General features: G+C 69.2%; 14 protein-coding genes. 4 read left to right on the plus strand and 10 right to left on the minus strand.

All coding sequences use genetic code 11. The features are described 5' to 3' along the window. Window positions 1–9: 9 nt before the first annotated feature. The 7 genes from ACQFZP_RS08975 to ACQFZP_RS09005 all read right to left on the minus strand — a co-directional run bounded on the left by ACQFZP_RS08975 (window position 10) and on the right by ACQFZP_RS09005 (window position 8,314). On the minus strand, window positions 10–738 hold the full coding sequence (locus tag ACQFZP_RS08975; RefSeq protein WP_307852800.1) for a class I SAM-dependent methyltransferase: 729 nt from the start codon (window positions 736–738) through the stop codon (window positions 10–12). 82 nt (window positions 739–820) lie between these two features. Then, window positions 821–1,930, minus strand: coding sequence for a type III polyketide synthase (locus ACQFZP_RS08980; protein ID WP_211891099.1), 1,110 nt, complete (start codon window positions 1,928–1,930; stop codon window positions 821–823). Window positions 1,931–2,100: 170 nt separating this feature from the next. After that, the gene (locus ACQFZP_RS08985) at window positions 2,101–3,375 is read right to left on the minus strand and encodes a M23 family metallopeptidase (protein ID WP_211891100.1); all 1,275 of its coding nucleotides are present in this window, start codon (window positions 3,373–3,375) and stop codon (window positions 2,101–2,103) included. An 84-nt stretch (window positions 3,376–3,459) separates the two neighbouring features. Then, window positions 3,460–4,485, minus strand: a complete 1,026-nt coding sequence (locus ACQFZP_RS08990; RefSeq protein WP_211891101.1) for an ABC transporter permease — start codon at window positions 4,483–4,485, stop codon at window positions 3,460–3,462. Continuing rightward, the gene (locus ACQFZP_RS08995; RefSeq protein WP_211891102.1) at window positions 4,482–5,618 is read right to left on the minus strand and encodes an ABC transporter permease; all 1,137 of its coding nucleotides are present in this window, start codon (window positions 5,616–5,618) and stop codon (window positions 4,482–4,484) included. The genes ACQFZP_RS08990 and ACQFZP_RS08995 overlap by 4 nt, the downstream gene beginning before the upstream one ends. Next, window positions 5,615–7,222, minus strand: coding sequence for a sugar ABC transporter ATP-binding protein (locus ACQFZP_RS09000; protein ID WP_104310667.1), 1,608 nt, complete (start codon window positions 7,220–7,222; stop codon window positions 5,615–5,617). Before ACQFZP_RS09000 ends, ACQFZP_RS08995 begins: the two co-directional genes overlap by 4 nt. Window positions 7,223–7,324: 102 nt before the next feature. Beyond that, window positions 7,325–8,314 (minus strand): ABC transporter substrate-binding protein, encoded by a 990-nt coding sequence (locus ACQFZP_RS09005; RefSeq protein WP_307852801.1) that lies wholly within the window; start codon window positions 8,312–8,314, stop codon window positions 7,325–7,327. A gap of 177 nt (window positions 8,315–8,491) precedes the next feature. On the opposite strand from ACQFZP_RS09005, the gene ACQFZP_RS09010 reads away from it, so the two are divergent. From ACQFZP_RS09010 to araA, 4 genes are all read left to right on the plus strand, one after another. Beyond that, window positions 8,492–9,499, plus strand: a complete 1,008-nt coding sequence (locus ACQFZP_RS09010; protein WP_104310668.1) for a LacI family DNA-binding transcriptional regulator — start codon at window positions 8,492–8,494, stop codon at window positions 9,497–9,499. Between the two features lie 119 nt (window positions 9,500–9,618). Next, window positions 9,619–11,421, plus strand: coding sequence for a ribulokinase (gene araB / locus ACQFZP_RS09015; protein WP_211891103.1), 1,803 nt, complete (start codon window positions 9,619–9,621; stop codon window positions 11,419–11,421). Then, the gene (locus tag ACQFZP_RS09020; protein ID WP_374100756.1) at window positions 11,418–12,140 is read left to right on the plus strand and encodes an L-ribulose-5-phosphate 4-epimerase; all 723 of its coding nucleotides are present in this window, start codon (window positions 11,418–11,420) and stop codon (window positions 12,138–12,140) included. Before araB ends, ACQFZP_RS09020 begins: the two co-directional genes overlap by 4 nt. Next, the gene (araA, locus tag ACQFZP_RS09025) at window positions 12,137–13,654 is read left to right on the plus strand and encodes an L-arabinose isomerase (RefSeq protein ID WP_211891104.1); all 1,518 of its coding nucleotides are present in this window, start codon (window positions 12,137–12,139) and stop codon (window positions 13,652–13,654) included. The genes ACQFZP_RS09020 and araA overlap by 4 nt, the downstream gene beginning before the upstream one ends. A 415-nt stretch (window positions 13,655–14,069) precedes the next feature. Here araA and ACQFZP_RS09030 read toward each other — a convergent pair whose 3' ends face one another. From ACQFZP_RS09030 to ACQFZP_RS09040, 3 genes are read right to left on the minus strand one after another with little or no spacing between them, the layout of a single operon-like run. Next, the gene (locus ACQFZP_RS09030) at window positions 14,070–14,969 is read right to left on the minus strand and encodes an ABC transporter ATP-binding protein (protein ID WP_211891105.1); all 900 of its coding nucleotides are present in this window, start codon (window positions 14,967–14,969) and stop codon (window positions 14,070–14,072) included. Next, window positions 14,969–16,120 (minus strand): FecCD family ABC transporter permease, encoded by a 1,152-nt coding sequence (locus ACQFZP_RS09035; protein ID WP_307852802.1) that lies wholly within the window; start codon window positions 16,118–16,120, stop codon window positions 14,969–14,971. The genes ACQFZP_RS09030 and ACQFZP_RS09035 overlap by 1 nt, the downstream gene beginning before the upstream one ends. After that, the gene (locus tag ACQFZP_RS09040) at window positions 16,117–17,235 is read right to left on the minus strand and encodes a FecCD family ABC transporter permease (RefSeq protein WP_211891106.1); all 1,119 of its coding nucleotides are present in this window, start codon (window positions 17,233–17,235) and stop codon (window positions 16,117–16,119) included. Before ACQFZP_RS09040 ends, ACQFZP_RS09035 begins: the two co-directional genes overlap by 4 nt. Window positions 17,236–17,240 lie beyond the last annotated feature (5 nt).

Raw genomic sequence — 17,240 nt, forward strand, 5'->3', positions numbered from 1 at the left:
AGCATCCGCTCACCGTTGCGGCGTGAGCGTCTCGTCTCGGGTCAGGAGCAGCCGGTACGGGAACTGGCGTCGCACGAGCCAGCCTTCCGGGACGGCGTCTCGCAGCTCGGGGGCCGTGTAGCTGCGGCGGATGGACAGCGTCCCGTCGTAGTGCACAAACGACCCGCGGTCGAGGGGTTTCGTCGCGACGTCGAACGCCGCGAGCGCGAGGCGCCCGCGCTCGATGTCACTGTGCAGGGCGAGCGGGGCGAGGGCCGCGCTGTCGGCGAGCAGGCTGTTGAGCGTGTCCGAGTCGAGGTGGTGCAGCAGGTGGTTGGACGTGACGATGTCGAACCGCTCCCCCGCCGCCACGAGCTCGCCGCTCGACGCCGCCCGGAAGTCGACGCCGCGCCGCGTGAGCCCGCGCGTCTCGACGAACTCGTGCGCCCGCTCGTCCGGGTCGATGGCGGTGACCTCGAGCCGGAGCCCGTCGCGCGCCGCCCACCGGGCGAGGGCGAGCGGGATATCGCCGCCCCCGAAGCCGATGTCCAGCAGCCTGGATGCGCGCCGCCGGTCGAGCACGGGCCGCACGTCCCGCAGGTACACGCGCCGCCACCCTGCGACGAGCGCGTTCACTGCGCGGAACTGGGCATATGTCGCGAAGAGGTGGTCGCGGTCGCAGTCGGGGTCGTCCATGAGCTCGAGCGAGGTCGTGTCGCGCGGCAGGGGACGAAGCGACGGGAGCGTGGGAGGCCTCACAGCCCGGGCCCGCCCTGCGCGACTGCGGCGAAGACGACGTCGCGGACCGCAGCGCGGCCGGCCTCTGCCCAGGTCGCGACGCTCACGCGCGCATCCGCGTGAACCGCCCGACCTCGACCGTCAGACCGGGTCCGAACGCCATCGCGCAGAGCGCCTCGCCGGCCCCTTCGAGGTAGGTGTCGTCGGCACCGTCGCTGAGGAGTCGCTCGAGGATGAACAGCACGGTCGCGCTCGACATGTTGCCGTAGTCGCGCAGCACGCCGCGCGACGGGGCGAGCTGCGCCTCGGTGAGCCCGAGCGACTGCTCGACCTTGTCGAGGATGCTCCGCCCGCCGGGGTGGATCGCCCACAGCGGCGTCTCCGACGGCACGGTCGGCGCGAGAAGCGGCTCGACGACGTCGCCGATGGAGGCGCCGATGATGCTTGGCACGTACCCGGAGAGGCGCATCCGGAACCCGCTGTCGCCGATGGTCCACGCCATCTCCGACTCGCCCTCGTCGGTGATGGTGCTCTCGAGGGCATCGATGGTCAGGATGCTCGCGCCGGCCGGCGCGGGACGCGCGGTCACGAGCGCGGCAGCGGCCCCGTCGGCGAAGACGGAGGTCGCGACGATCTGCTCGGGGTCGTTGGAGCTCGTCAGGTGGATGGTGCACAACTCGACGCACACGATGAGCACAACCGCGTTCGGGTCGGCGCGGGCGAATGCATCCGCTGCCCGGAGTGCCGGGAAGGCACCGTAGCAGCCCATGAAGCCGAGGTGGAAGCGCTGCACGCGAGGAGACAGGCCGAGGCTGCGCACGATCTCGTAGTCGGGGCCGGGCGCGTAGAAGCCGGTGCAGGAGACGGTGACGACATGCGTGATGTCGCTCGCGTCGAGGCCGCTGCCGTCGAGTGCGGCACGGGCGGCGCCGAGCAGCAGCTCGGGGACACGCTCCGCGTAGAGCTGGTTGCGAGCGCCGGTGGACGCGTCGAGGACCTGGCCGTCGGCGACGAGCGCTGAGGCCTCTCCGCCCGCGAGCGCATCCACGACCGTGTGCCTGCGGTCGATCGCCGAGCCGTCGAATGCTGCGCCGATGAGGCGGGCACCGAGGCGGTTGATGCCTGGCTGACCTGCGAACAGGTCACGGGCCTGGGTCTGCGGCAGCTCGGTCGGGGGCACTGCGGTGCCGATGCTGCGGATGTGCACGCTCACGCAACGACGGTACGCCTCGCATCCTGAGAGCATCCGCGAGGCGCGGCCGCGCGAGCCAGCACGATCGCTGCCAGAGAGATGGCCCTTTTCGCCAGCCCATAGGGGCACATCGACTGGCAGCGATCCCGGACGGAGGAAGCCGTCAGAGAGGAAGCGCCCCCTCGCCCGCGCTACTCGCCGGGGTAGGTCATGAGGTCCCCGGTGAGCGGCACCTGGCCGCTTCGATCTCCCGCGTTCGCTTCGTCGACCTTGTAGGCCTTGCCCTGCTCGCCGGCGTCGAGGGCGGCCTGCGAGGTGACCTGCCCGTCGAGCGTGAACGTGTCGAAGACGAACGGCAGCCCGTTGGAGGCGAGTGGGTTCGGGGAGTCCATGAGGTGGAAGTGGAGGTGCGGGGCGTCGGTGTTGCCGGTGTTGCCGAGCAGGCCGAGGCGGTCGCCGCGGGTGAGCTGCTGTCCGACTCGGAGGTCGAATGGGTTGCCGGTCTTGAGGTGCGCGTAGAAGGCGTAGTTGCCGCCGCCGATGTCCTGCACGACGTAGTTGCCGCCGTATTCGTCGAGGGTGAGGGTTGGGCCGGGTGCGGTGCCGGGTTCCTGTTCGGGGCGGTCGGTGGTGATGGCGACGATGGGGCCGTCGGCGACGGCGATGACGTTCTGCCCGTAGCCGGGGTAGCTGCGTGCGTTGTCGCGGGCGCCGTCGTCGGAGAGCTTCATGGTGGGGGTGAGCTTGACGTAGTCGATGGCCCACCGTTCGGGCGCCCAGTAGGTGCCGTTGATGGGGCTGACGGCGCCGCGGTGCGCGGTGAGTCCGCAGCAGCCGTTGGCGTCCAGCCAGTTGTCACCGGTGAGGGGTGGGCCGATGACGGCGACGTCGCGCTTGTCGACGCTCACGGCCTGCGTGCTCTGCTGAATGGTCTTCTCGTAGAGGGGCGGCTGGGCTTTGGGCATCTCGACGGTGACGGTGTGCTCGATGCGGTCGGGGACGTCGGCGTCGGCTGCGATGGTGGCGTCCATCCACACGGTCGCGTTCTGCCCGGGGCCGAGCTCGAGCCCCCCGCCGTCGGTGGTGCCGGCGACGCGCATCACATCGTCGAGGTCGCCGCCCTCGAGCTCCTGCAGCGCCGTGCCGCTCGCGCTCGCCTCGACTCCCGTGATCTTCACCTTGGACGGCGACCCGTTGGTGAGCTGCAGCTCGTAGGCGAGGTGGATGCGCTCGTCAGTTCCGAGCACGGGGATCGGGTCGGCGAGCGCGGAGACGACCACAGGGGTGAACTGCTCGCCGATGACGCCAGGGCCCGTCTCGACCGGCGCCGTCTCACTGACGGACGGGGGTGCATCCGCACCGATGGTGAGGGCCGGGCTCGCCGAGCAGGCGCTCAGAGCAAGGAGGCCCGCGACCGCGACGGCGACCGCGAGGACGCGCGCGTTCCCCGCCGTGATGCCGTTCATGGCTTGAGCTTAGGCCCGCGGATGGAGGCCCGCCAGGCCGCATGCGCCCCGGTTCGGCAGTACCCAGGCTGGACGGGCGACCCCCTACTGAGATCTGCGTTTCCTGGAGGTCACGGCCCGCTGCAGCAGCACGAACACGAGCAGGATGCCACCCGTGATGATGGTCGTCGCTTCCGGTGGGATGCTGCCGTCGCGAGTGATGAGGACGTTCATGAGCCCGAGTACGAGGGCGCCGACGACCGAGCCGAGCACGAACCCGCCGCCACCGGTCAGCAGCGTGCCGCCGATGATGACTGCGGCGATCGCGTCCAGCTCCCAGCCGACGCCCGTGATGTTCTGCGCGATGCCGAGCTTCGACGTGTAGAGCACGGCGGCGATGCCCGCGAGGGTGCCGCTGATGACGTAGATCGCGACCTTCGTTCGTGCGACCGGGAGGCCCATGAGGAGCGCGGACTGCTCCGAGCCTCCCATGGCGTAGACGGTCCTCCCGAAGCGGGTGCGGTGCAGGATGAAGAAGGCGACCGCGATGATGGCGACCGCGATGATGACGGCCGGGGTGACGACGAGGTCGTTGATCTTCGGGCCATCGATGATCTTGATCTCGGCGGAGAGGCCGCGGATGGGCGAGTCGTCGGCGAGTCGCTGTGGTTCGGTGCTGAGCATCGAGGCGAGCCCTCTGGCGAGGAACATCATGGCGAGCGTCGCGATGAACGGTTGCACTCGGAAGTAGTGGATGAGGATTCCGGAGGCGAGGCCGAAGAGGGAGCCGACGCCGATCATCAGCACGATCACGAGGATCGCGGGCAGTCCTGCGCTCGAGAGCATGACCCCGATGAGGCTGCTGACGGCGATGACCGCGCCGACGGACAGGTCGATGCCGCCGGTCAGGATGACGAACGTCAGGCCGATGGCGAGCACGATCAGGTAGGCGTTGTTGATGAGGAGGTTGGAGAGCGTGCTGAACTGCAGGATGCCGCCGTAGGCGAGCTCCCCGTATGCGAGCATGCCGACGAAGATGACGACGGCGGCGAGTGTCGGGAGGGAGTCGAGGTTCGGCTTGAACTTCGCGAGCCGGGTGACTTCGCTGGTCTGTTCGACGATGGTGGTCATGCGGCAACCGCCTCTGGTGCTGGTGCGGGACTCGCGGGCCCGGTGGGGGTCTGCGCTCGTCGTCGCTTGAAGAAGTCGCGGACGCGCTGCGACTGCAGCAGGCAGACGATGACGATGACGATGGCCTTGAAGGCCGGTGTCGCGGAGGATGGGATCGAGAGGAAGACGACGGTCTTGTCGAGCGTCGCGATGAGGAGCGCGCCGATGACGCTGCCGGTGAGGGAGAACTTGCCGCCGGCCAGCGAGGTCCCGCCGATGACGACGGCGAGGATCGCATCCATCTCCGACGCGGATCCGGTCTTGGCGACCTCGACCGTCATGACGGTGGCCGTGCTGAGGATGCCCGCGACTCCCGCGAGGATGGCGCTCGAGACGTAGACGAAGAACAGGAGTCCGATGGGGCGGATGCCCGCCATGCGGGACGCCTTCGGGTTGATGCCGATGGACTCGATCATGAGGCCGAGCGCGGTGCGTCGCACGAGCAGTGCGACGAGGACGACGATGCCGACGGCGAGCAGGAAGATCACGGGGAATCCGGCGATGGTGCCGTTCGCGATCCAGCGGAACGAGTCGTTGGTGGCTGACGTGTTCTGGCCGGCCGTGATGACCTTGGCGAGCCCGCGCCCCGCGAGCATCATGATGAGCGTCGTGATGAAGGGCTGCAGGCCGACCACCGAGACGAGCAGTCCGTTGACGGTGCCGAGGAGTGCGCTGATGAGCAGCGCGAGGGCGATGGCGGTGAGCGCCGAGCCGAACGAGTTCTGGGCGGATGCCATGAACTCCATCGAGACGGCGCCGGCCACGGCCATGACAGAGCCGACGGAGAGATCGATGCCGCGAGTGGCGATCACGAGGGTCATGCCGACGGCGATCATCATGACCGGGGCGCTGGCGCGGAGGATGTCGATGAGGTTGCCGTTGAGGTCACCGGTGGCCTGATTGACGGAGACGCCGAGGTAGCCCGGGTCCTTGATCAGGTTGATGACGATGAGGAGGACGAGTGCGACGACGGCCCAGATGTAGGGCTGCCGGAATGCGCCTCGTGCCGCCTGGATGGCGTCCGGTGCCCGCCGAGGATCCTGGGGCGAGGGGCCCGCGGGCGACGTGGTGTGCGGGGCCGTGGACTGGCTCATGCGCGTGCTCCCTCGGCGTTGGCGGATGCGGGTGGTGTGGTCGGGGCGTCAGGCGTGTCTGGAATGACCGGGTCGATGCCCTCCACTCCGTCGGCGGCGATGGTCTGGACGATGAGGTCCGCGGTGACGTCCGGCCCGTTCGCGATCTCCGCGATCTTCCGGTGGTCTTTGAGGACGACGATCCGCTCGCTGAGCCTGACCACCTCGTCGAGCTCCGACGAGATGAAGATGACCGACATGCCGTCTTCGGCGAGTTGCGCGATGGTCTCCTGAATCTCGGCTTTGGCTCCCACGTCGATGCCGCGGGTCGGCTCGTCCAGGATGAGCAGCTCGGGCTTCGTAGCGAGCCAGCGCCCGAGGAGCACCTTCTGCTGGTTGCCACCGGAGAGGTTGCGGATGGCGCGCTCCGGGTCAGCGGGGCGCACGTTGAGTTCGGTGAGGTACTTCGCGCAGAGCTCGTTCTGCTCGCGGCGGGATAGGGGCCGTGCCCAGCCTCGCCGCGCTTGGACGGCGAGGATCAGGTTCTCGCGCACCGTGAGGTCGCCGACGATGCCTTCATCCCGCCGGTTCTCGGTGGAGAAGGCGATGTGCTTCCGCAGCGCTGCGGAAGGAGAGTGCACCTCGACGTCATTCCCGTTGAGCTGCGCTGATCCGGAGTCCGGCTTGTCGGCACCATAGATCAGGCGCCCGAGCTCGGTGCGTCCGGAGCCGAGGAGCCCCGCGAAGCCGACGACTTCACCGCGGTGCACTTCGATGTCGACGGGGTCGATCGATCCCTTCCTGCCGACGCCCTGCGCCCGGTAGAGGGGAATGTCTGCGGAATCTCGAGCGTCGACGCGTCGGTTCGCCCCGAGCGACTCGAGGGTGGAGAACTCCTTGCCGATCATCTTGGAGATGAGGTCGCCTCTGCTGAGCTCGGCGGTGGCGTACTCGCCCACGAACTGGCCGTTGCGGAGCACGGTCAGCCGGTCGCTGATCGCGTAGACCTGGTCGAGGAAGTGGGAGACGAACAGAATCGCGACCCCCTGCTCGCGAAGCTGGCGGATGACGGCGAACAGGCCCTCGACCTCCTGTGCGTCGAGGCTGGACGTGGGTTCGTCGAGGATCAGCACCTTCGACTTGATGACCATGGCCCGGCTGATCGCGACGAGCTGTTGCATCGCGAGCGAGATGCTGGAGAGTGACCGCTTCGGGTCGAGGTGGTCGAGGCCGAGCGCGCCGAGTGCCTCTCGGGCCGCGGCGTTCGTCTTGCGCCAGTTGATCCCGAGGGGCCCTCGGATCTCGTGTCCGAGCATCACGTTCTCGCCGATGGAGAGGTTGTCGCAGAGATTGACTTCCTGATAGACGGTGGAGATGCCCGCGGCCTGCGCGTCCGCCGTGCCCTTGAGCTGCCGCTCGTCACCGGCGATGCGGATGGCGCCGGCGTCGATCTTGTAGACGCCGGTGAGGGCCTTGATGAGCGTGGACTTGCCTGCGCCGTTCTCGCCCATGAGCGTGTGCACTTCGCCGGGGTAGAGCCGGAAGTTGACGTCTTGGAGTGCTTTGACTCCTGGGAACTCGATTGAGATGCCGCTCATCTCAACGATTGGCTGATTCGCTGCCATGATCGCCTAGCGTTCTGCCGGTGGCCGGCGTCGAGTGTCTGGGGTGGGGTTCATCGGTGCGCCGCCGAGAGAGCGGTGGCGCACCGATGAACGTGATTCGAGTCAGTACTTGCGGTCTGGGAGCGCGGCCGTGGCTGCGTCCGGGGAGTCGAAGGTGACGCTCTCGACGACGATGTTCTTCTCGACGGTCTCTCCGGCGACTGCGGCCTTGACGACGTCGACGGCGACGTCTCCGAAGAGCGGGTTGTACTCGGCGACGAACGAGAGGCGGCCGGCGGCAAGCGCTTCCAGTGCAGCCTTGGTGCCGTCGATCGTGATGATCTTGACGTCGGTGCCCGGCTTGAGGCCGGCTTCCTCGACGGCGAGGGCGGCGCCGAGGCCCATCTCGTCGTTCTGGGCGAAGACGAGCTGCACGTCATTGCTGTTCGACTTGAGGATCGTCTCGAAGACGCTCTTCGCCTCTTCCGTCGACCAGTTGGCCGACTGGCTCTCGAGCTTCGTCAGGTTCGAGTCGATGCTCTCGTCCCAGCCCTTGTTGCGGTCGTTGACCACGGAGAGGCCGGGAGGGCCCTCAAGCACGACGTAGTTGCCGCCGTCCGCGAACTGGCCGTTCGCCCATTCGGCGGCAGCCGAGCTGATTCCCACGTTGTCCGGGGCGATGTGGCTCGTGTAGAGCGCCTCGTCGTTCGGCTCGATTCCGCGGTCCAGGAGCACGACGGGGATCTCGGCTTCCTGGGCCCGTTCGAGGACGCTCTCCCAGCCTGTTGCTTCGGTTGCCGAGAGCAGGATGGCGTCGACGCCTTCGTCGATGAAGGAGGTGAAGGCGGTGATCTGGGAGTTCTGGTCTCCGTTGGTGGCGGGGGCGTATTTGAGCTCGAAGCCGTTCTCGGTCGAGAACGAGTCCTGGATGTTCTGCTCGTTCGCTGTGCGCCATCCGCCTTCCGGTCCGACGGCGACGAAGCCGACGGTGATGAGCTCGCCGTCGCTCCCGGCGGGGGCGTCACCCGATCCGCCGGAGCAGGCCGCCATGCTCAGGGTGAGTGCCCCTGCCATCGCGATTCCGGCGATGGTCCTGATGGTTGTCTTGTTCACGCTGGTCTCTCCTCGTTGAGAGCAGTTCACTCGTGCCGTGGCCGGTCGTGACGCTGCGCAGTTGAATGCTTCCTCGCATCTGTCGGGAATGTTATCGATCACATCCGGTGGGCGCAACCGTCAATCTGAATTGTTATTCGGGCGGCGCAGCGTCGCGCGTGCGGGCATAATTGCCGAATGACGAGCGGACCTGTGGATGCGACGAAACCGAAGCGGGCTGCCAGCGTGTTCGACGTGGCCCGGGCGGCGGGAGTCTCGCACCAGACCGTCTCGAGAGTGCTGAACGACCACTCGAGCGTGCGGCCCGCGACCAGGCAGAAAGTTCTCACCGCGATGGGCGAGCTCAACTACCGCCCCAACCTCGCCGCGAGGGCACTTTCCTCGAAGCGGAGCCGGACACTCGGCGTCCTCTCGACCGCCAGCGGCGAGTACGGCCCGTCCTCGAGCATCATCGCCATCACCGAGGCCGCACGAACGCGCGGATACACGACGATCGTCGAGCAGACGGACGGCCTCGATGTCGCGTCGATCGAGGAGGCGCTGGGAAACCTGGCGAGCCTCAACGTCGAGGGCATCGTCGCCGTCGCGCCGCAGACCCCCTTGCTCGAGGTGCTCGGCAACATGACCTCGGGCATCCCGTTCGTGACCCTGCAGACCTGGACGAGCGATGGGGGCGTCGATCTGGCCGAGGATCAGCTCGAAGGCGCGCGGGTCGCGACCGCGCACCTGCTCGACCTGGGCCACGTCGACGTGGTGCACCTGGCCGGCCCCGGCGACTGGATCGATGCCACGTCCCGCCTCCGGGGCTTCCGCCTCGAGATGGAGTCTCGCGGACTGACGCCCCGGCACGTCGACGCTCGGGACTGGTCCCCGGAAGCCGGCTACGCCGCTGCCGCCACCATCTTCGAGTCGAACGCGACGGCCGTCTTCTGCGCAAACGACCAGACTGCCCTCGGAGTGCTCCACGCCGCGCATGACGCCGGAGTCTCCGTGCCGGAGCAGCTCAGCGTCGTGGGGTTCGACGACATCCCCGAGGCCGCGCACTTCTGGCCCCCGCTGACCACCGTGCGCCAGCACTTCGCCGCGACGGGAGCCCAGTGCGTTGCCCGACTCCTTGACGGAGCCCAGGGCGCCCCGGACGTGCTGCCGGAGCTCATCGTGCGCGCCTCGACCCGCCGACTGTAGCTCTGGAATCGGCGCACCCGCCCGCGCGCCTCGCCGACAGACTCGGGCTTGCGCATCCCGGCTCCTCCGTGGTGTGATCGATCACATTACGTCCGGTCGAGCCAAAGGAGACCGCCAGGATGAGCCATGCGACGAACTCGGAATCGCGCGCCAACGACGCAGCCCACGCAGGGCCAGGCGAGCGCGACACCTACGTCATCGGCGTCGACTACGGCACCCTCTCGGGCCGTGCCGTCGTCGTTCGTGTGCGGGACGGCGCCGAGCTCGGCGTCGGCGAGCTGCCCTACCCGCATGCTGTGGTCGACAGCTTCCTCCCGGCAACCGGGGAGAAGCTCCCGCCCGAGTGGGCGCTGCAGGTGCCGAGCGACTATGTCGACGTGCTCAAGGTCGCCGTGCCCGCCGCCATCGCCGACGCGGGCATCAACCCGGCGGATGTCATCGGCATCGGCACCGACTTCACGGCCTGCACGATGGTGCCGACACTCGCCGACGGCACGCCCCTCAACGAGGTCGCTGGCTTCGAGACGCGCCCCCACGCCTACGTGAAGCTGTGGAAGCACCACGCCGCGCAGCCCCACGCCGACCGCATCAACGAGCTCGCCGCACTCCGTGGTGAGACGTGGCTCGCCCGGTACGGCGGCCTCATCTCGAGCGAGTGGGAGTTCGCGAAGGGCCTCCAGCTCCTCGAGGAGGACCCCGAGGTGTACGCCGCCATGGATCACTGGGTCGAGGCGGCCGACTGGATCGTCTGGCAGCTGACGGGCACCTACATCCGCAACGCCTGCACGGCCGGCTACAAGGGCATCCTGCAGGACGGCGAGTACCCGAGCCGCGAGTTCCTCACCGCCCTCAACCCCGACTTCGCGGGCTTCGCGGACGACAAGCTCGCGCACGAGATCGGCCAGCTCGGCGACGCCGCCGGCACGCTCTCGACGGAGGCCGCAGCCTGGACCGGCCTGCCTGAAGGCATCGCGGTCGCGGTCGGCAACGTCGACGCGCACGTCACCGCCCCGGCCGCCGCGGCGACCGAACCCGGCCAGATGGTCGCCATCATGGGCACCTCCACCTGCCACGTCATGAGCTCCGACACCCTCGCCGAGGTGCCGGGGATGTGCGGGGTCGTGGACGGCGGCATCGTCGCGGGCCTCTACGGCTACGAGGCCGGCCAGTCCGGCGTGGGCGATATCTTCGCCTGGTACGTCGAGAACCAGGTGCCAGCTCGCTACGAGCGGGCAGCGGCCGAACTCGGCGTCTCGGTGCACGAGCACCTCACGAACCTCGCCGCCACGCAGCCGGTTGGCGCGCACGGCCTCGTCGCGCTCGACTGGCACAGCGGCAACCGCTCGGTGCTCGTCGACCATGAGCTCTCCGGCCTGCTCGTCGGCGCGACGCTCGCGACGAAGGCGGAGGACGTCTACCGTGCGCTGCTCGAGTCGACCGCGTTCGGGACGCGCAAGATCGTCGAGACCTTCAACGCCTCCGGAGTACCCGTCACCGAGTTCATCGCGGCAGGCGGCCTGCTCAAGAACTCGTTCCTCATGCAGACCTACAGCGACATCCTCGGCATGCCGATCTCCACGATCGACAGCGCGCAGGGCCCGGCACTCGGCTCGGCGATCCACGCCGCGATCGCCGCGGGTGCGTACCCGGATGCGCGCGCAGCGGCCGCCGCCATGGGCCGGGTGACCCGCGCGCGGTACGTCCCGAACCCCGACGCCGTGGCCGCCTACAACGAGCTGTACGCCGAGTACGACCTGCTGCACGACCACTTCGGGCGGGGCGCGAACCAGGTCATGAAGCGCCTCAAGCGCCGCCGCCGCGAGGCGCTCGCCGACGCATCCGCTGCCCCGGCATCCGCTCCCGCGTCGCCCGAAGCGGCGCCCGCATCCGCCCCCGCGATCCACGAGGAGGTCAGCGCGTGAGCATCCAGACCCAGACCATCACAGCCGAGGTGCAGGCGAGCATCGACACCATCCGCGCCGAGGTCGCCGCCCTGCATGACGAGCTCGTGCGCTACGGGCTCGTCGTCTGGACGGGCGGCAACATCTCCGGCCGGGTGCCGGGCACGGACCTGTTCGTCATCAAGCCGTCCGGCGTCAGCTACGACGACCTGGCCGCCGACAACATGATCCTCTGCACCCTCGACGGGCAGGTCGTCCTGGGCACGCCAGGCTCGGAGCGCTCTCCCTCGAGCGACACGGCGGCGCACGCGTACGTGTACCGGAACATGCCGGAGGTGGGCGGGGTCGTGCACACGCATTCTGACTACGCGGTCGCGTGGGCGGCACGCGGCGAGCCCATCCCCTGCGTCATCACGGCCATGGCGGATGAGTTCGGCGGGGAGATCCCGGTCGGCCCGTTCGCGATCATCGGCGACGACTCGATCGGGCGGGGCATCGTCGAGACGCTGCGCGGGCACCGCTCGCGGGCCGTGCTCATGAAGAACCACGGCCCGTTCACGATCGGCAAGGACGCCCGCGACGCCGTGAAGGCCGCCGTCATGGTGGAGGACGTCGCTCGCACCGTGCACATCTCCCGCCAGCTCGGCAGCCCGGACCCCATCCCCCAGCAGGCCGTCGACTCGCTGTTCGACCGCTACCAGAACGTCTACGGACAAGACCCGACAGGAGCCCTCAGTTGAGCGCACTCACCACTTCCTTCGACACGGCTGAGATCTGGTTCTTCACAGGCAGCCAGGGCCTCTACGGCGAGGAGACGCTGCGTCAGGTCGCCGAGCAGTCGCAGGCCATCGTCGAGACTCTCAACGAGTCGTCGAACACGCCCGTGAAGATCGTCTGGAAGCCGGTGCTCACCGACTCCGACGCCATCCGCCGCGCCGCGCTCGAGGTCAACTCGAACGACAACGTCATCGGCATCGTCGCGTGGATGCACACGTTCAGCCCCGCGAAGATGTGGATCCAGGGCCTCGACGCGCTCGCGAAGCCCCTCCTGCACCTGCACACGCAGGCCAACGTGGAGCTGCCGTGGGCCGACATCGACTTCGACTTCATGAACCTCAACCAGGCGGCGCACGGCGACCGCGAGTTCGGGTACATCCAGACGCGCCTCGGCATCCCCCGCAAGACGGTCGTCGGCCACGCGTCGAGCGCCAGTGTGACGCGGCAGATCGACAGCTGGTCGCGCGCCGCGGCGGCCTGGCAGGCGGTGCGCACCATGAAGCTCGCCCGCTTCGGCGACAACATGCGCTTCGTCGCCGTCACGGAGGGCGACAAGACGGAGGCCGAGCTGCGCTTCGGCGTGCAGGTCAACACGTGGGGCGTCAACGAGCTCGCCGACGCCGTCGCCGCGGTTGATGACGCGGCGGTGGATGCGCTGGTCGCCGAGTACGAGGAGCTGTACGACGTCGCCCCCGAGCTGCGTCTCGGCGCGGAGCGCCACCAGTCGCTGCGCGACGGCGCGGCCATCGAGCTTGGCCTGCGGTCGTTCCTCGAGGCTGGCGGCTTCAGCGCCTTCACGACGAGCTTCGAGGACCTCGGCGAGCTCAAGCAGCTCCCGGGCCTCGCCGTTCAGCGACTCATGGCGGAGGGCTACGGCTTCGGTGCCGAGGGCGACTGGAAGACGGCCATCCTCGTGCGGGCCGCGAACGTCATGGGCGCCGGCCTGCCAGGTGGCGCGAGCCTCATGGAGGACTACACGTACGACCTCACGGAGGGCAGCGAGCTCATCCTGGGCGCGCACATGCTCGAGGTGAGCCCCTCACTGACGACGGCCAAGCCGACCCTCGAGGTTCATCCGCTTGGCATCGGCGGCAAGGACGACCCGGTGCGCCTCGTCTTCACGGCCGACCCCGGCCCCGCGGTGGTCGTCGCGCTCAGCGACATGCGCGACCGGTTCCGCCTCGTTGCGAACGTCGTCGAGGTCGTCGAGCCGACCGCTCCCCTGCCGAAGCTGCCCGTCGGGCGCGCCGTGTGGAAGCCGGAGCCCTCGTTCGAGGTGTCGGCCGCCGCCTGGCTGACGGCAGGTGCCGCGCACCACACGGTCATGTCGACCGCGGTTGGCATCGACGTGTTCGAGGACTTCGCGACCATCGCGCAGACCGAGCTGCTGCGCATCGACGCCGACACCACCCTCCGCGAGTTCAGCAAGGAAGTGCGCTGGAACCAGGCCTACTACCGCCTCGCGCAGGGGCTGTAAGCGGGCCTCGAGCCCCTGATCGGGTTGCCGCCGCTGCGCCTCCTTGTGGCGGCGGCAACCACACGATGACCACGTGGTGGCGCCACTCTTCACAGGAGAGGGCCAACGGCGCCACCCCGTGGCACCCTCTCCCCTGTCTCCCGCCGCCCCTCCGCGCCTCCGCGCTCTCTCCCTCTCCCGCGCAGGACAGACCTGGGCCTCACGCATCCACTCCCCGCCACGCGGATGCGCAACCCCCAAGGTCTGCAGAGGGGCCGGGCTCAGACCTGGGGCTTCTGCAGCCAACTTGCGCGGAGTGGATGCGTGAGGCCCAGGTCTGCAGAGGGCGGCACTGCGCAGGCTAGGCGCAGAGGAACAGCGGAACAGAGGAGAACGGCAGAGGAGAACGGGAGAAGGAGAGCAGAGAGACCTTCTCCTACTCCGCCCACACCCCTTCGCGGGGGATCACGAGCGGCGTGCCCGTCTCGGGGTCGTCGATGATGCGGCAGGGCAGCGAGAAGACGTCCTCGACGAGCTCCGCCGTGAGCACCTCGCCTGGCTTCCCCTGCGCGACGATCTCGCCGTCGCGCATGACCACGAGGTGCGTCGCGAAGCGGGCCGCCTGGTTGAGGTCGTGCAGCACGGCGACGAGCGTGCGCCCCTCGCCGCGGAGCCGGCGGAACAGCTCGAGCAGCTCGTACTGGTGGGAGATGTCGAGGAACGTTGTCGGCTCGTCGAGCAGCAGCATGGGCGCCTCCTGCGCGAGCGCCATGGCAACCCACACGCGCTGCCGCTGACCACCGGACAGCTCGTCGACGAAGCGCGACGACAGCGCATCCACTCTCGTCGCGGCCATCGCCTCGGTCACGGCTCGCTCGTCGGCCGCCGACCATCGGTCGAACATGCCCTGGTGCGGGAACCGGCCGCGCGCGACGAGGTCGGCGACGCGGATGCCCTCCGGGGCGAGCGACGTCTGCGGCAGCAGGCCGAGGCGTTTGGCGACGTCCTTCGTCTGGAGGGTGAAGATGTCGGTGCCGTCGAGCAGCACGCTGCCGTCGCTCGGCTTGAGCAAGCGCGCGAGGGCCTTCAGCAGCGTCGACTTACCGCACGCGTTCGGGCCGATGATGACCGTGAACGAGTGCGCGGGCACCTCGAAGTCGAGGCCCTCGATGATGCGCTGCTCGTCGTAGCCGACATGCACGGAACGGGCCCGCAGGTCGGCGGTGCCGGCAGCACTGGAGACACCCGCAGCGCTGGCAGCACCGACTGTGCTCGCAGCGGATGCGGCCGGCTTCGCCTGGGTGGTGTCCGGAACGGTGTGAGCTTCGATCGTCATCACTGACGTCCCTTCTTCGTGGTCTGCTCGTGGACGAGCAGCCAGGCGAGGTAGATGCCGCCGACGCACACGGTGAGCACGCCGACGGGGAGGTCGACCATCTGCGCGACGAGGTCGGCCGCGACGAGGAGCAGCGCGCCGACGAGCGCGGATGGGAGCAGCTGCAGGCTCGCCCCGTTGGTGAGGCGCCGCGCGATCTGCGGCGCGGAAAGCGAGATGAACGCGATCGGGCCAGCCGCGGCCGTGACCAGTGCCGTGAGCGCGACGCCGACGAGCGTCGAGAACGCGCGGGTCCGGTTCGCGTGCACCCCGAGCGAGAGCGCCGCGTCGTCACCCACCTCGAGGGCCGCGAGCGGCCGGCCGAGAAACCCGCACCCGACGATGAGGGCGGCGAGGATGAGCGTGGCTGGCAGCAGCTGCGCGTAGCCGAGCGCGCTGAGCGAGCCGGACCCCCAGACGGCGGCGAGCATCGCCTCCTCCTGGCTGACCCTCATCATCATGAGCGAGTTCACGGAGGCGAGCATGGCGCTCGCCCCGATGCCCACGATGATGAGGCGGAACGGGCGGAGCCCCTTCCTATACGCGAGCAGGTAGACGGCCAACGCGACGGCGGCCCCGCCCAGCAGAGCGCCCGCCCCGATCGCGTAGTAGGAGGTCGAGCCGATCCACAGCATCACGATGATCGCGCCCGTGTAGGAGCCAGTCGAGAAGCCGATGATGTCTGGGGAGCCAAGCGGGTTGCGGGTGATCGACTGGAAGATCGCGCCGCTCGCGCCGAGGGCGAGGCCCGCGAGCACGGCGAACAGGAACCGCGGGAGGCGCCACTCGAACACGACGAGCCGGTGCGCGCGCGACGCATCCGCGTCGAAGAGCGCCGCCAGCACCTCGCCGGGCGAGAGTGCCAGCGTGCCGTAGCCGAGCGAGACGACGCCGAGGGCCAGGATGGCGACGACGATCGCGCCGCACACGATGACGGCGCGGCGGCGGTGCAGGTTCGAGAACCGGCCGAAGCGCACCGCGTAGGTGCGGTCGCCGAAGTCGATGCCACCGGCCGCTGGGCCACTCATCGGTCGGCGGGCTCCGCCGAGCGCAGCGCTTGTGGGGTTCGGCGCGGATGCGGTTCCTGGCTTCTCCTCGCGCGTCGCGGTCACAGCCCGCTCACCTTCTTGCGGCGCACGAGCCCGATGAGCACGGGCGCGCCGACGATGGCCGTCACGAGCCCGACCCGCAGTTCGCCGGAGGGCAGCACGATGCGACCGAGAATGTCGGCGGCCAGCAGCAGGATCGGGGATATGACGATCGACATGACGAGGATCCAGCGCTGGTCGGGGCCGACGAACCAGCGCACGACGTGCGGCACCATGAGGCCGACGAAGCCGATGGGGCCCGCGATGGCGACGGCCGTGCCGGCGAGCAGCGTCACGGCGATGACCACGAGCACTCTGGTCGAGCGGATGCGCACCCCGAGCGAGGCGGCGAGCTCGTCGCCGAGAGACAGGGCGTTGAGGGAGCGCGCGCAGAACAGCGCGAGCACCACGCCGATGAGGATGAGGGGCAGGCAGGTGAGGAGCACGTCCATGGACCTGCCGCCGATCGACCCGACGCCCCAGAAGCGAGTGACATTGAGGGCGTCGATGTTCTTCAGCACGATCGCCGAGGTGAACCCGCCCAGCACGGCGCTGATCGCGACCCCCGCCAGGGTGAGGGTCAAGGGTGTCGCCGTGCCGCCGCCGACGGATCCCATGGCGTAGACGAGCATGGTCGCGAGGAACGCGCCGATGAGCGCGAACCACACGTACTGGCCGGGCGCGGTGAAGCCGAAGATGCCGACCGCGAGCGTCACGACGAAGCTCGCCCCAGCGTTGACGCCGAGGATGCCGGGGTCGGCGAGCGGGTTGCGGGTGAACGCCTGGATGAGGGCGCCGCACAAGCCGAGCGCGGGACCAACGACGAGCCCCACGACGGTGCGGGGGATGCGCAGGTCCAGCACCATGATGTGCTCCTCCGTCGCCCGCGAACCGAGGATGCTCTCCCAGACGACCTCGGGCGAGATGGCGCGGGCGCCCACGAAGATGCTCAGCGCGACCGTTCCGGCCAGCACCACGAGCGCGATGACCAGGGCCAGGGTGCGCTTCGCGTTACTGCTCGCCAGGCCGCTGCCACGAGCATCCTGGCCTCTGCCGCGGGAATCCGGGCGGCTGCCGCGCGCGCCCGAGCTTGGACGAGGCCCTGCTGCCCGCGGCCCTGCAGTGCTGACTGCGACCACGACGC

This window comes from Pseudoclavibacter sp. Marseille-Q434, assembly GCF_050315415.1.
Classification (GTDB): Bacteria; Actinomycetota; Actinomycetes; order Actinomycetales; family Microbacteriaceae; genus Pseudoclavibacter.

Coding starts and splice junctions, on each gene's coding strand:
- ACQFZP_RS08985 (WP_211891100.1), bottom strand. CDS start 3,375: ATGAACGGCATCACGGCGGGGAACGCGCGCGTCCTCGCGGTCGCCGTC.
- ACQFZP_RS08990 (WP_211891101.1), bottom strand. CDS start 4,485: ATGACCACCATCGTCGAACAGACCAGCGAAGTCACCCGGCTCGCGAAG.
- ACQFZP_RS08995 (WP_211891102.1), bottom strand. CDS start 5,618: ATGAGCCAGTCCACGGCCCCGCACACCACGTCGCCCGCGGGCCCCTCG.
- ACQFZP_RS09000 (WP_104310667.1), bottom strand. CDS start 7,222: ATGGCAGCGAATCAGCCAATCGTTGAGATGAGCGGCATCTCAATCGAG.
- ACQFZP_RS09010 (WP_104310668.1), top strand. CDS start 8,492: ATGACGAGCGGACCTGTGGATGCGACGAAACCGAAGCGGGCTGCCAGC.
- araB (WP_211891103.1), top strand. CDS start 9,619: ATGAGCCATGCGACGAACTCGGAATCGCGCGCCAACGACGCAGCCCAC.
- ACQFZP_RS09030 (WP_211891105.1), bottom strand. CDS start 14,969: ATGACGATCGAAGCTCACACCGTTCCGGACACCACCCAGGCGAAGCCG.